Here is a 12,541-nt window from a genome sequence, read left to right on the forward strand (position 1 = left end):
AGGGGAGCGGCGGAAAGAAATTTTGTCAGAAGGAACGGCGTGAACGGGAGCTTGTTCGATTGCTTGGTCACTTACGCAGAGCGGGTAAGCACGATCTTTATGGCAAATCAAAGCCATTGGTAAGCGACGTTCTGGCTCGCTAATGGTGCAATCCAGTGCTCCGATACACGCGCATCCTCAAGCACGATCAGGTCGTGGCATTGAGAGAGACTAGGCAATGACCGAACCGACCTTCCATGGCGATCGTCCGATTTGAATCAGACAGTAAAGATCGCTTCGGTTTCGCCGCGCTCGCCGAGCGGATCGCGGAATTGCTGACCACACAGGCGGCCAACAGAAGGTTCGTGTTCGGCCTCGAAGGCAAATGGGGCTCAGGAAAATCAAGCCTACTCGCCCTGACCTTGAAGCGCTTGCGCAAGATAGACGTGATGAAAGCGGTGGCAGTGGAGTTCCGGCCATGGCTGGTCGGCGACCGAGACCAATTGCTATTCGCGTTGTTCGAAGACCTAGCCAAGGCGATCGCCGGTCTGGAGCACGCTGCTGGCGGCACGACCGGGGCGACGAAATTGGCGGTGCAGCCACTAACCCGGGCGCCAGGGAACGGCTCCAGTTGGTCGTTCAGTCCGATGACAGAGGGTGGCGCGCAGCTATCTCAGTCACTAGAGCTGAGTGGCCTGGACGGTTGAAGCGAATATGCCGATTGACAGGTCAGGCCCCGCTGCTCTCCAAGGAGCGGAGCTTTGCGCGGGATAGGACTGCTATTTGATCCTCTCCGCCGAGGTTCTAGACAAAGGCGAAACGGGAGCGTGTCGGTGTTCGCCTGACTAGTGACGCGAAAAAAGAGAGGAGCGGTGGGCATGAGCACAGTAGCCCTGAAGGTTTGCGGCGCGGTGCTGAGCGCCGCGCTGGCGACTGGTGCTGGAGCAGCCGAACCGCCCGCGGCCAAAAGCGTGGCGCATCCGTTCGTGCTAAAGCAACCCCGCCCGCGCGCGTTTCAGGACCACGAAGGGTTCGTTTCACTGTTCGATGGTCGGACCTTGGCGGGCTGGGATGGCGATCCCGAGGTCTGGCGCGTGGAAAATGGGGCGATCGTCGCCGTTCGTCCGCCGAACCGGGCGATGAACAACAGTTATCTCGTCTATCGCGGCATGAAGGCCCGCGACTTTGATCTGCGCCTGGAAATCAAGGCGGCTGTTGGCGGGTCCGGCATTCAGTACCGCAGCCGCACTGGCCTTGCCTGGACCAACCCTGTGCCGGGCGCACCGCCGCCGAACCTGCGCTGGATGATGACCGGGCCGCAGGCCGATTTCTGGCCGGCTAAGACGTTCGGCCGCGACCTGTTCAGCGGTCAAGTCTACATGGAAAACGAGCCCGCGCGAGTAACGAGCTGGCGCGGACAAGTGACGCGGCGCTCCGCCGGCGCCGGCGCCGAACTGGTGGGCACGATTGCCGAGGGCAGCAAGCTCGCGCTCAACGTTCGCCCGGACGAGTGGAACGAATACGAGATCATCGCGCGCGGCCCTGTCGTGCTTCACCTCCTCAACGGCCAGCTTATGGCGGTGAGCGTGTTCGACGATCCGCAATCCCCCGACAATCGCGCCGGATTGATCGGCATCGAAGCCGAGCTCAACCCGGCGCGGGTCGAGGTGCGGAACATATGGCTGCGCAAGCTGGACTGAACCGAGGCGCGGCGCGCGTCCGTTCGACCCCCGCGTCTCCCTACTGGCAGGCATGTCCCGAAGCGCAGCAGCCTCACTCCTGTGCGCAAGCCAAATCGGTTCACCATTTAAACGGAAACCGGTTTGTCCGGAAGTTGCCCGACAAACGCCCGCCGGGAGCTTTCCTCAGTCGCTGTCGTCAAGCCCGCCATTCCGGAATGGGCGAGTTATGAGGTGGGTAGATTGGATAGTTGCCGTTCCGGATCTGGAGCTCGAAAATCGGCCGCTGAATGCCCACAATGAGTCGACGTTGGTAGGCGGCAGCTGGAACAATCCTGCCTTGCAGAGCGAAAGGTCGAAAGGCAACTTTTATGAGGAAGCGACATTGAGCGTGTGCGGGACCGGCATCATAGAGTTACAAAAACCGGCCCCCTTGCGGACCGGTGGCTTCTGTTGTTGCGACGGCACCAAGCGCCATCATCTTCCTTCAACTGAACGGGCCTGACGATGCATCCGACGCGTTGGTGCTGCGTCCGCAGGAGACGAGTAGCTCCTGCTCATTCCGGTGGGGAGCTCGAGGCTACTATAGCAGATGTGCTGCCGTCCCCAGGAAAGGGCCTGCTGCAGCGAGACGTTGATCGAGCGTGAACAACGTTGCACCGTGATCCGACGCCACCGCCAGATGCAGTGCATCCCCAGCTCGAAGGCCAAAACTGTGTTGGTCCACATGTTTAGCGGCCATGCGGAAGTTCATGCCCGTCACTGACAAAAGGTGGAAGCTCTCGGCGACAAGCCTGTTAAATGTAGCTAATGCTGCGGCCCGCTGATCCAGCGTGATCTGTTTTGTGCGGACCTTGAGTGCCATCGCCGAGGATACTTCTGTCAGCGTCCATTCGCTGATGTGCAGCTGTTCCGGGTCCTGCTCCGCCAACCAGCTCTGCGTACGGCTCGTTGCTGCTTCTTGAAACAGGGCGGCAATCAATACGGACGTGTCGAGATAGATCATCAGTAACGGTCGCCATCTCTCATCTCGCGAATAAGTTCGGCAGCGGACTGCGGCGCGTCCGGCATTGCCGCTGTGAGTGCCCTAAGCGTGGCAAGCGCGATTTGTGAGCGGGGTCGGGTCACGCCCGTCAATCTCGCAACCGGCTTGCCGCGGCGCGTGATTTCGATAGAGGCACCGGCTTCAACTTGGTCTACAAGTTCACTGAGGTGCGCCTTCGCATCTGCAAGGTTGACTGCGTCCATTTCCCGTCTCCTGACCAAGTAGTTGGTCATCTACATCAATCGGGAGCAGATTGCCAGTCTCTGGCGCGAATTTCGGCAGGGGGCACCAGGCCAAGCTTGGGACTTTGCGAAGGCGGCTTGAGAAATTCCACTCGGGCAGGCCGACTTTCGCAGCGCCCAGGTGGATCTATATGCGGAGACGGCAGAGCGCCAATTGCCGTAATAAATGGCGCTTTCTGCCCTATCCGAAACCGGCCATAGCAAGCAGCCACTTCTGCGGTGATCGCCAAGATCAAAGTGGATCTCATGCATATCGCCGGGTTGTCGCCGCACGCACGCGGCTATGCGTTCGAAGGCGTTCTCAAAGGCCTCATCGACGCCTTCGGGCGTAGGAGCCGTTCCGTTTGCGAGCAGATCGATGGCAGCTTCCAGCTTGGAAGCGAGACCTACCTGCTTGACGCCAAATGGCACGGCCTGCCGATCGGCGTCGGCGAACTGCACACATTTCGCGGCAAGATCGAACAAAAGGCCGCCTGGACCCGTGGTCTCTTTGTGAGCAACAGCGGCTTCACCGAAGAGGGCCTGATCGCCTTCGGGCGCGGCAAGCACGTCATCTGCATGGACGGCCTTGACCTGCACGAGATGCTGGACCGTGAAGTATCGCTCAACTAGGTTCCCGAACGTAAGGTGCGCACGGCAGCCGGAGTGCATTGGAAGAGGCGAGGAGGGCCACACGTTCATTCGCGCGGGCGCCGCCTTAGCCATTCGCGCGCGGTGGACAGGTGGCAGGGGAGGAGTATTGGATATTCAGGAAGCTGAGCAAGCAGCGCCTGAGCTCATGGGCTGTTACCATCGAGGAACGCGCCGATAAAATCCGAGAGCTTTTCCGCGCGAATGGACCGGAGCGACACTGACATATGAAGGCTAGGGGTTTCGCCGGAGCGATCGCCTCAATTGCCTCTTTATCGCGGCCTTGGAGCAGATATTCGCGACCGATAATTTGCTCAGCCAGATGGACCTGCCAGTGTGGGGAATGGTCGGCGAGCGCATTCAGCCATTCGCCAATCCGGCTTCACCCGCAGCGAGCGCTTGAGGGGGGCGATGACGAGATTGAGCAGTTGCCGGTCGCTATTAGGCGAGCGCATATGATGCCGTTATCAGTCCGCATGGCGTGAATTGATGCCGCTGACTTTTGCGTGCGCGCAACACTCGCTTCCGCCAATATGGAAGAGGGGCGGGGAGTGCGGAGTGTTAAGGGCTCATTCAAGCTGATTGTCGATAAGTAACTTGCGCGTACTGATAGCTTTGCGTAAAATGTGCGCCATCAGTTATCACGGTTGGGCTGGCGCCATATGGTGGCATATGGCGGGATCGGCCCTGTTCTGCTACGCAGGCACCGAGTGAGAGGATCGGAATAATGGCCAAATCGTCGGACTATCGTCTGGGAGAATTTGAGTTTCCCCGTGGCTGGTTCATGGTTGGGGAGAGCGTCGAGGCGACGAAGACGCCCAAGGCGATGCGCTATCTTGGCCAGGACATGGTGATGTACCGTGGCGAGAGCGGCACGGTTTATGTGACGGAGGCTTATTGCCCGCACATGGGCGCGCATCTGGCGAAGAACACGACCAGCTACATCGTGCGCGACGGCGAGCAGATTGAGGGCGATTCGATCCGCTGCCCCTTCCATGGCTGGCAGTTCGGTCCCGACGGCGCGTGCAAGAACATCCCCTATTCCGACTTCGTGCCCAAGGCGGCCAAGCTCAAGACCTTCCCGGTCGTTGAGCGTGCGGGCACCGTGTGGATCTGGCATGATCCTGAAGGGCTCGAACCCAATTTCGACCTGCCCGACTTTGGCGGCCATTATGACGCGCCGGGCTGGGTCAATTGGAAGATCGATTTTATGGGCGATCTCGACATCCACCCGATCGAGGTGGTGGACAATATGGCCGACTTTGGCCATTTCGTGCCCATCCATGGGGCGAAGGACTTTGTCTATTTCGCCAATGAGTTCAAGGATCACATCGTCCACCAATATTATGCCGCTGGCCACCGCACGCTGGTGACCAACCCGGACGACGTGCTGACGCTCGACACCTGGTACACCGGCCCTTCGATCCTGCAGTCAGAGATGGAGGGGACGTTCAACAGCTTCATCCTCATCACCCACACGCCGATCGAGGATGGCAAGATCCGCGTCTGGCACGGCCTGATGGTGCAGGTGAATGACGGCTCTGCGCCGGTCACCGATGACCTGCGCGAAGCGGCGCTGCAATATCAGGAAGGCAGCCGCCTGGCCTTCGCCCAGGATGTCGAGATCTGGCAGAACAAGAAGGCGTGCCTCAACCCGCTCGTGATCCCGAGCGACGGCCCCTATGGCAAGGTCCGCACCTGGTACAAGCAGTTCTACAATCCCCGAGACAAGACCCCCGACCTGCATAAACGCACCAACGGCCTGCATGTCACGCTCGACAAGCGTAGCTCGACGCAAGCCGCCTAAAACGCCGGGAAGGACTGTCGCGCTGGCGGCGGTCCTGCGGGTTTCGTAACAAAATGCCGTGCATAGCGGCCTGAGGAGGAGAGACGAGATGGCGACTTTAGCAGCAGAAGCGCAGGAATGCGTCCGATCGATGGGGCATGTCGCCCTATTCTACCCCAATGCCGAGAACGGCCCGGCTGCGGCCAAGCTGCTCAAGCTCCTTGGTTTTGTCGAAACGCAGATGCTGCCCTTCCCGAATGGCAATTTCTACCGCTTCGTAGTGCACAATCAGCATAGCGGCCGGGGCGACGGCATATTCTATCTGTCCGCTTTGCCCGCCGCGCAAGCCGCGCTGAACAAGGCCGCGCGCGAGGCGCTGGGCTATGGCACGGACAAGGAGCATGAGGCGGTCAAGGCGCTGCGCGACGCAGTTGATGCCGATCCTGAATATACCTTCCATGTCGGCACGCTCGTCGATTCCTTGGATGTGGTCGAAAAGATGACGCTCGACCTGATCGATGCGAACAAGAACGACCCCGATCTCAAGGGTCGTTTGAAGGTGACGGTGAACCGCCCGCGCCTTGGCAATGCTGAAATCGACGCGCGGCTCGACGCTTCACCCGCTTTTGGCGACGTCACGCGCTACGCCTATGGCCGCAATGGCCTTCAGCTGTTCGTGGAAACCGACCTGCTGTCGAGCGGCCAGATCGGCGATACGTTGATCCTCGAATTCGACTATGTCTGGCCCGGCTATGACAGCCACATCCTGTCGGTGGTCGAACTCTGATCCATTATTCACCCGTCTCCGTTCGCCCTGAGCCTGTCGAAGGGTGCCTCTTCGCTTAGGGAGTGGCCTTCGACGGCTCGGCCCGAACGGAGCTGCGTGATTTAAGGATCGGCAAAGATCGATAGTCGACACCCAATTCTCCCGCAGAGGGCGAGGCATGGATTTCGCGCGCCTCTCGGTGCCCTTGCGAGTCCCCCAGTCAGCCCACCATGATCAGCGTCAGATTATCCCTGCCGCCTGCCTCCAGCGCCGCCCCCATGATCGCGTTCATCTCTTCGCCGGGCGCTTCTCGCATATAGCCGGCAAGTTGGCCGTCGCTCAGTTCAGCCGTCACGCCGTCGGAACAGAGCAGGAAGCGGTCGCCGCTGCCGAGGTCTAGCGTGCATAGCTCCACTTCCACCGCATCATCGACGCCGAGCGCGCGGGTGATGACATTGGCCTGGGGATGGCGCGCGGCCTGATCGGCGTTGAGCGCCCCCGCATCCAGCAACTGCTGCACCAGGCTATGGTCGTGCGTCAGCCGCTCCAGACGGTCGTTGCGGAACCGATAGACGCGGCTGTCGCCCGCCCAGAAGATATGCGCCCGCCCTTCATCCAGCCACAGCCCTGCGACGGTGCAACCGCCATGCTGTCCGCGCTGGCGCATATGGCTGCGGATGCCGCTGTTGACGGCCTGCAACGCGCCGCCGATCGCGCCTAGGTCGATCGGACCTGCGGCATCGCACAACGCGGCCAGCGCGCGCACGGTCATCGTCGCGGCGACATCGCCGGCGTCATGCCCCCCCATGCCGTCGGCAATGGCCCAAAGCCCCCGTTCGGGCGCGTCCAGATAGCGATCCTCGTTGAGCAGGCGGACCTTTCCGACATGCGTGCGGGCAACCGAATGATGAGGCCGGCGGTCCGGATCCCGCTCCGGCGCGGCGGCGTGCATGGCGCTCATCGAGCGGCGCCTTCCTGCTGCGCGCTGGTTTCGCCATAGGCCGCGACGAAGGCGTCGTTGAGCGTCCCGGCCTCGCCCTCCAGCTCCGCCGCCAGCGCCTCGTGCCGCCTGCACGCCTCTTCCCAGCAGACTGCGGCCCTGCCCTTCAGCAGTGATCCTTGCCCTTGGGTCGCCGAAGCGATGGAGACCGGATCGAAGCTGCCGACGGCGGCGGTCAGGCTCTTCTGAAAGCCGTGGAAGGTCGCGACAAGATGTTTCTTGATGTCGCGGAAGGATGCGTTGAGCGCGTCCGGCCCCGACAAAAAGCTGGCCTCGCTGGCGAGCAGCAGGTCAATCGCGAGCCGCTGAGTGGGCGCCCATTTGAAAGGGTTGTTGTCTGCGCTGGTGATAACGGTCTGGGCCAGTTGATATTGCCCGCGCACGCGGTCGCGTTCGGCCAGCAGATCGCCGACGCCCAGCACCATCTGGCGATAGACAGCCCCCGCGCGCCGCAGGATATCCGCCGGATCTTCCGCGCTGAATTGCGCGGCCTCGATCCCAGCTCCCTCGCAAAAGGCGTCGAACATCGTGCCCGCCGTGATCGGCGGCAGGGTGGGCGCGTCGGTCCATTCGCTCGGCACATCGATGCGGTGGCCCAGCGGTGGCGTCATCAACAGCGTGCCATTTTCCGCTACGCCGCTCACCGACGCTTGCGGCGCATGATCGGCGGCCAGGCGGTACCGGCCCAGCAGGATGGATTGCGGGGGGGCGATCGGAATATCCTCGCCGATCGGCAGCCTTTCTTCGGTCGCCGCATCGAACACGCCATTCGCGCCGGTGCAGTGGAGCAGCAGCTGCCCATCTTCGACACGCATGGTGAGATGCGATCGCGAAATTTCCCGGTCGGGATCGATCATCACCCAATCGGACGCAGGATCGCGCCCGACCGTCAGCACCCCTTCCGCCAGGAATCTAGCATCGACGGGGGTGAGCGCATCATCCTTGTTGAACAGGCGGAAGATATACATCAGGCCACCTTCTTCTTCTTTTGCCCGGCCGCATCAGCCGCCGTCATGGGATCGATCCGCGTCATCAGCATTGCGCGTTCCGCATCGGCCAGCGCAGTCGCAACATTATCGTGCCGGTCCGCGAGTGAGGCCACCATGCGGTTCAGGGAGTCGAACAATCCGCCAATCTCGTCCTTGCGACGGTGCGAGATGCGAAAGGACAGATTGCCCGCCGTTACATCGTCGAGCGCGCGTCGCAGGCGGCGGAGCGGACGGCTCCAGATGCGCACGCTGGCGGCGCTGCAAATGGCGAGGACCAGCGTCACGAAGACTGCGAAACCGGCGAGCAGCAGGGTGGCGGTGCGTTGCGCCATGTCGAGCGATCCGCGTTCGATGACCACATCGACCTTGCCGAATGGCACGCCAGCATATCGCACCGGCTGGACAAAGCGGAAGCCGCCCCGCGTTTGGGTCACGGCGGACCCGGCGGCGGAGCTTAGGGGGGCTTCGGCGGTGGCCGCCTGATAGCGCGTGCCCAAAAGGCGGGGGTTGCTTGCCGCGCGTATGATGTTGCGCTCATCGGCAATGACGAGATGGCGCAGGCTAGGGTCGCTGGCGGCGGCCACGGCGAAGGCTTGCAAGGGCGCCCAATCCTGCTCCGCAGCCGGTCGTCCCGCATTTTCCGCGACATGGAGCGCCGCGTTGCGTGCGACAAAAGAGGCGATCGAGGAGCCGGAGGTCAGCGCCATCTCCTGCATGACCGCTTTTTCACGCTGCACCACGAAATCGACGCCAGTGCCAAGCGCGAGCAACGTGGAAAGCCCGAGCAAGAACGGCATGCGATAGCGCTGCATCCTTCCTTCCTGCCGCTGGTCAAGGTCGCCGGTCGCCGCGTCAAATTCGCGGCGGAGCGCCTGGGCCACCTGCGCGGCGTCGGCAAAACGCTGGTCCGGCTTCTTCGCGAGCAGCTTGCCGATTAGGAAGCGCAGCCCCTTTGGGCAATCGGGCACATGCCGCGCGATCTCCAGCGGCTGTTCCTGCGCGATCTGGATGGCGAGCGTGGCGAGCCCCGTGCCGGTGAAGGCGATTTTGCCCGTCACCATTTCATAGAGGACGACGCCGAGCGAGAAGAGGTCGGATCGCGCATCGACCGCTAGGCCAAGCGCCTGTTCGGGGCTCATATAGCGCGGCGTTCCCAGCACCGCGCCAGCCTGCGTCCGGGCGGCGTGCCGCTCCGAGGCGGCAACGTCGCGGCCATCGATGCGGGCGATGCCGAAATCGAGCAGCTTGGCCGTCTTGCCATTGTCGCAGATCAGGATGTTGGACGGCTTGATATCGCGGTGGACGACGCCCTGCTCATGGGCATAGGCAAGCGCGCTGGCGATCTGCGCGCCTAGCACCGCGACCTTGTCGGCGGTTAGGCGGCCCTGCGCCGCCAGCAGATCGTCCAGCGGAACGCCATCGACATATTCCATCGCGATATAGGGCGTGCCGTCTGCTTCGCCGACATCATAGATGGTGACGATGTTGGCGTGGCTTAACATGCCCGCCGCGCGGGATTCGCTCAGGAAACGGCGGGAAACTTCGCTGTCGGATCGAAATTCGGGCTTCAGCAGCTTGATCGCGATCGGCCGATCGATGCTGGGGTCATGCGCGCGATGAACATGCGCCATCGCCCCTTCGCCAATAGGCTCATCGATCCGGTATCGTCCGATCCAGCTCATCTCTTCGGGTCCATTCTGGCTTATCATCGCCGCGCCCTCACCATGGCCTGAAGCCGTCGCGCACGATCAAGGTCGCGCTGGATCAACGCATTGCCGGGGTCGAGCCGAAGGGCTTGGCTCAGCAGGCCGACGGCATTGCCGACCTGCCCCTTGTTAAGGGCGGTGAGACCTGCGGAGCGCATTTGGGCGGCGCGGCGAGGATCGGCGGTGCGCGGCGGGGGGGCAGGCGCCGGGGTAGCGGCGGATGGCGCAGGCTTTAATGCGGGGGCGGGCGGCGTTTCAGGACGCGGGCGGGGCGGGGGAGCCGACGCTTCCTTGGGCCGTACGCCGGGGACGCGAACCGTCTGCCCAGGCTTCAATGATCCGGGCGCAGCGACCTGATTATAGCGGGCCAGCAGGTAGAATTTCATCCGGTCGCCCAGGAAGCGTTGGGCGATACCCTGCATTGTGTCGCCCGTCTCGACCCGATAGGCGAAGTTTTGCGCACCCAGCGTCGCGACCGGATCGGCGCTGATGCTGTCCAGCAGATTGCGGGACCGAGCGTCGGCGGGATCGCGCTTCAGCATCATCTCCAGCTTCTTGCGCGCGCCCGCTTCGTCGCCCTGGTCGAGCAGGGAAACGACATCGCCCAGTTCCTGCGCGTTGCTGACCTGCTGCACCATGGCGGGCCGCGGCGCGCTGTTGCCCGGTTTGGACGCGCAACCGGCAAGGCTGATCGCCACTATGGCGATCAGTGTTGGTGCGATAATCCTCATCGGGCGATCCTTGCGTGCGGGGCTGGTCTGCCGGGCGACGGCAGGGTTTTTGGGGTGAACAGGCGGGTAATGGCCTGGCGATCGCGGGCGAAGGCCAGGAAATCGCTTTCGGGCATCGGGCGGGCGAAATGGAACCCCTGGAACAGCTGACAGCCATGACGGCGCAGCCAGATCATTTCCTCCGGGCGCTCCACTCCTTCGGCCAGCACGTTGATGCCAAGGCCGCGGCCCAACGCGATGATGGACTGGCAGATCGCCTGGCAATCGCGCCGGCTGTCCACATCCGTCACGAACTCCCGGTCGATCTTGAGCTTGTCGAAGGACAGCTTCTTCAAATAGCTGAGGCTGGAATAGCCGGTGCCGAAATCGTCGATGGAGATCGCCACGCCCAGCGCCCTTAACCGCTCGAACAGAAGGGCGGCCGTACGGGAATCGGCCATGGCGATGGTCTCCGTGAGCTCCAGCTCCAGCAGGTGGGGCGGCAGGCCGTGACGGCTGAGCGTCCGTTCAACGAGGCGGTCAAAACCATCGCGTTCGAGCTGGCGGCCCGAAACGTTGACCGCGATCTTGACGGCGGGCAGGCCGGTCGCCGACCAACTACGCGTGGCGCGGCAGGCAGCGTCAAGGACCCATGTGCCAATCTCGTCCGCTAGTCCGGCCGCTTCGGCGAGCGGAATGAACTCGGCGGGCGAAACGAACCCGCGCGTTGGATGACGCCAGCGGATAAGGGCTTCCGCGCCGCAAACCGACTGGCTGCGCGCGTCGATGAAGGGTTGGAACCACAGCTCAAACTCGCCGCTGGTAATGGCGCGGCGCAGGTCCTGTTCCAGCGCGAAATCGTAGCCTGTCGCCTGCGATAGCGCGTCGGCCGGGCTAAGCGCGCCGCTGTGCCGCGCAGCCAGAGTGGAAAAGGCGCGGGAAAGCAGCTTTTCCGCCGGGGTGGCTGCAGGATCGCATAGCATATGGCCCATGCGGATGACGGGCAGCAGTTCCTCGCCGCCGATCAATATGCGGTCCTGCAGCGCATAGGTGATCGCCTGCAACGCGGGGGCCGCCTCATTTTCCGACGCACCGGCGAACCAGAGGGCGAAGTGTGCGCGATCGACATGCGCGGCGATCCGCGTCGTCCCTGCCATCCGGGTGATCCGCTGCGCGATCTCGGCGAGGACTTGATCGGCCTTTTCCGGGTCGATGGCGCTCAGCCGGTCGAAGTCGGCAAATTCGATGATGCCCAAAATGCCGGGACCCTCGCTCATCGCCTGGATCAGCCTTTCGCGGGTCGGCAGTCCCGATACGCCATGGCGCTGCACCAGGCGCTGGGCGATCGACCGGTTGGCGTCGATGAGTTTGAGGACCCGCCCATGGACGGCGCGCCCCATGGGACAGGAGCCTCCTACGCCAAGGGAACGTCCGAGGCGGATCAGCCAGAAGCCTTCTACCGCTAAATAGGCGAGCGCCGCTACGGATAGAATGATCAGGAGAGGCAGGGCCGCTTGGCGGAAGGCCAGCAAGCCGGCGGGCAAGGCGACGCACAAAAGGAGAGCCGCCAGCCAAAAGCCCGGCCGGATTTTCCTCTCCTGCACCCTGTGACCAATGCGCGGCATGCTCACCCTTTCAGGCGATGCAGTACCGGCAATTGTGAAACAGATGATTAAAGCAGCAGTCGTGATTGCCATGAACCGCCTGATCTGGATTAGGGATCAGGGTTTGAAAGTCTATCTATCGCTGGTTCGCGCCATCCTCGTCCTCGATCCGGTAGGACAGCCAGCGCAGCGCCATCCCCGCTATGGAGGTGAGCGTCCCGGCCACGAGGCACAGGGCGAGCATGGGATCGTGTGCGCGCTTTTCCACGACACGATGCCCAGCAGAATGACGCTCAGCGTCGATATGGCATATCCGGCGGCTTTTATCGCGGCGCTTTTGATCATTTCGCTTCGTTGAATGTTTTTCTAATCATTGCTGGTTCCGAACGACCAGCGGCAATGGAC

The 12,541-nt window shown here is 62.5% G+C and carries 13 protein-coding genes; 6 read left to right on the forward strand and 7 right to left on the reverse strand.

The window, feature by feature from the left end:
- The first annotated feature begins 236 nt into the window (after positions 1 to 236).
- Both EP837_RS15770 and EP837_RS15775 read left to right on the forward strand, forming a co-directional pair.
- Complete coding sequence (locus tag EP837_RS15770; protein ID WP_066530712.1) at positions 237 to 686, forward strand: P-loop NTPase fold protein; 450 nt, start codon at positions 237 to 239, stop codon at positions 684 to 686.
- A 171-nt stretch (positions 687 to 857) separates the two neighbouring features.
- On the forward strand, positions 858 to 1,679 hold the full coding sequence (locus EP837_RS15775) for a 3-keto-disaccharide hydrolase (RefSeq protein ID WP_082919809.1): 822 nt from the start codon (positions 858 to 860) through the stop codon (positions 1,677 to 1,679).
- A 562-nt stretch (positions 1,680 to 2,241) separates the two neighbouring features.
- Here the strand turns inward: EP837_RS15775 and EP837_RS15780 are convergent.
- Together EP837_RS15780 and EP837_RS15785 are read right to left on the reverse strand one after the other, a co-directional pair.
- On the reverse strand, positions 2,242 to 2,664 hold the full coding sequence (locus EP837_RS15780; protein WP_066530714.1) for a type II toxin-antitoxin system VapC family toxin: 423 nt from the start codon (positions 2,662 to 2,664) through the stop codon (positions 2,242 to 2,244).
- Positions 2,664 to 2,906, reverse strand: a complete 243-nt coding sequence (locus tag EP837_RS15785) for a type II toxin-antitoxin system Phd/YefM family antitoxin (protein ID WP_066531672.1) — start codon at positions 2,904 to 2,906, stop codon at positions 2,664 to 2,666. Before EP837_RS15785 ends, EP837_RS15780 begins: the two co-directional genes overlap by 1 nt.
- Before the next feature lie 258 nt (positions 2,907 to 3,164).
- On the opposite strand from EP837_RS15785, the gene EP837_RS15790 reads away from it, so the two are divergent.
- The 3 genes from EP837_RS15790 to EP837_RS15800 all read left to right on the forward strand — a co-directional run bounded on the left by EP837_RS15790 (position 3,165) and on the right by EP837_RS15800 (position 6,148).
- A complete protein-coding gene (locus tag EP837_RS15790) occupies positions 3,165 to 3,557 on the forward strand; it encodes a restriction endonuclease (protein ID WP_197486351.1) in 393 nt (130 codons plus the stop codon).
- Between the two features lie 745 nt (positions 3,558 to 4,302).
- On the forward strand, positions 4,303 to 5,382 hold the full coding sequence (locus EP837_RS15795; protein WP_066530715.1) for a Rieske 2Fe-2S domain-containing protein: 1,080 nt from the start codon (positions 4,303 to 4,305) through the stop codon (positions 5,380 to 5,382).
- A gap of 88 nt (positions 5,383 to 5,470) precedes the next feature.
- Positions 5,471 to 6,148, forward strand: a complete 678-nt coding sequence (locus EP837_RS15800) for a hypothetical protein (protein WP_066530716.1) — start codon at positions 5,471 to 5,473, stop codon at positions 6,146 to 6,148.
- A 199-nt stretch (positions 6,149 to 6,347) separates the two neighbouring features.
- Here EP837_RS15800 and EP837_RS15805 read toward each other — a convergent pair whose 3' ends face one another.
- From EP837_RS15805 to EP837_RS15825, 5 genes are read right to left on the reverse strand one after another with little or no spacing between them, the layout of a single operon-like run.
- Entirely contained in the window at positions 6,348 to 7,088 is a 741-nt protein-coding gene (locus tag EP837_RS15805; RefSeq protein WP_082919743.1) for a PP2C family protein-serine/threonine phosphatase, read from the reverse strand.
- Positions 7,085 to 8,095 (reverse strand): type VI secretion system-associated FHA domain protein, encoded by a 1,011-nt coding sequence (locus EP837_RS15810; protein WP_066530718.1) that lies wholly within the window; start codon positions 8,093 to 8,095, stop codon positions 7,085 to 7,087. Before EP837_RS15810 ends, EP837_RS15805 begins: the two co-directional genes overlap by 4 nt.
- Complete coding sequence (locus EP837_RS15815) at positions 8,095 to 9,825, reverse strand: serine/threonine-protein kinase (protein WP_156518655.1); 1,731 nt, start codon at positions 9,823 to 9,825, stop codon at positions 8,095 to 8,097. Before EP837_RS15815 ends, EP837_RS15810 begins: the two co-directional genes overlap by 1 nt.
- Positions 9,822 to 10,553, reverse strand: a complete 732-nt coding sequence (locus tag EP837_RS15820; protein ID WP_066530721.1) for a LysM peptidoglycan-binding domain-containing protein — start codon at positions 10,551 to 10,553, stop codon at positions 9,822 to 9,824. Before EP837_RS15820 ends, EP837_RS15815 begins: the two co-directional genes overlap by 4 nt.
- The gene (locus tag EP837_RS15825) at positions 10,550 to 12,157 is read right to left on the reverse strand and encodes a putative bifunctional diguanylate cyclase/phosphodiesterase (protein WP_197486352.1); all 1,608 of its coding nucleotides are present in this window, start codon (positions 12,155 to 12,157) and stop codon (positions 10,550 to 10,552) included. Before EP837_RS15825 ends, EP837_RS15820 begins: the two co-directional genes overlap by 4 nt.
- On the opposite strand from EP837_RS15825, the gene EP837_RS15830 reads away from it, so the two are divergent.
- Positions 12,147 to 12,494, forward strand: a complete 348-nt coding sequence (locus tag EP837_RS15830; protein WP_066530728.1) for a hypothetical protein — start codon at positions 12,147 to 12,149, stop codon at positions 12,492 to 12,494. The genes EP837_RS15825 and EP837_RS15830 overlap by 11 nt on opposite strands.
- Positions 12,495 to 12,541 lie beyond the last annotated feature (47 nt).

This window comes from Sphingobium sp. EP60837 (assembly GCF_001658005.1).
GTDB classification, from domain to species: Bacteria; Pseudomonadota; Alphaproteobacteria; order Sphingomonadales; family Sphingomonadaceae; genus Sphingobium; species Sphingobium tyrosinilyticum.

Coding starts and splice junctions, on each gene's coding strand:
- EP837_RS15770 (WP_066530712.1), top strand. CDS start 237: ATGGCGATCGTCCGATTTGAATCAGACAGTAAAGATCGCTTCGGTTTC.
- EP837_RS15775 (WP_082919809.1), top strand. CDS start 858: ATGAGCACAGTAGCCCTGAAGGTTTGCGGCGCGGTGCTGAGCGCCGCG.
- EP837_RS15780 (WP_066530714.1), bottom strand. CDS start 2,664: ATGATCTATCTCGACACGTCCGTATTGATTGCCGCCCTGTTTCAAGAA.
- EP837_RS15785 (WP_066531672.1), bottom strand. CDS start 2,906: ATGGACGCAGTCAACCTTGCAGATGCGAAGGCGCACCTCAGTGAACTT.
- EP837_RS15795 (WP_066530715.1), top strand. CDS start 4,303: ATGGCCAAATCGTCGGACTATCGTCTGGGAGAATTTGAGTTTCCCCGT.
- EP837_RS15800 (WP_066530716.1), top strand. CDS start 5,471: ATGGCGACTTTAGCAGCAGAAGCGCAGGAATGCGTCCGATCGATGGGG.
- EP837_RS15805 (WP_082919743.1), bottom strand. CDS start 7,088: ATGAGCGCCATGCACGCCGCCGCGCCGGAGCGGGATCCGGACCGCCGG.
- EP837_RS15810 (WP_066530718.1), bottom strand. CDS start 8,095: ATGTATATCTTCCGCCTGTTCAACAAGGATGATGCGCTCACCCCCGTC.
- EP837_RS15815 (WP_156518655.1), bottom strand. CDS start 9,825: ATGATAAGCCAGAATGGACCCGAAGAGATGAGCTGGATCGGACGATAC.
- EP837_RS15820 (WP_066530721.1), bottom strand. CDS start 10,553: ATGAGGATTATCGCACCAACACTGATCGCCATAGTGGCGATCAGCCTT.
- EP837_RS15830 (WP_066530728.1), top strand. CDS start 12,147: ATGCGCGGCATGCTCACCCTTTCAGGCGATGCAGTACCGGCAATTGTG.
- EP837_RS15825 (WP_197486352.1), bottom strand. CDS start 12,157: ATGCCGCGCATTGGTCACAGGGTGCAGGAGAGGAAAATCCGGCCGGGC.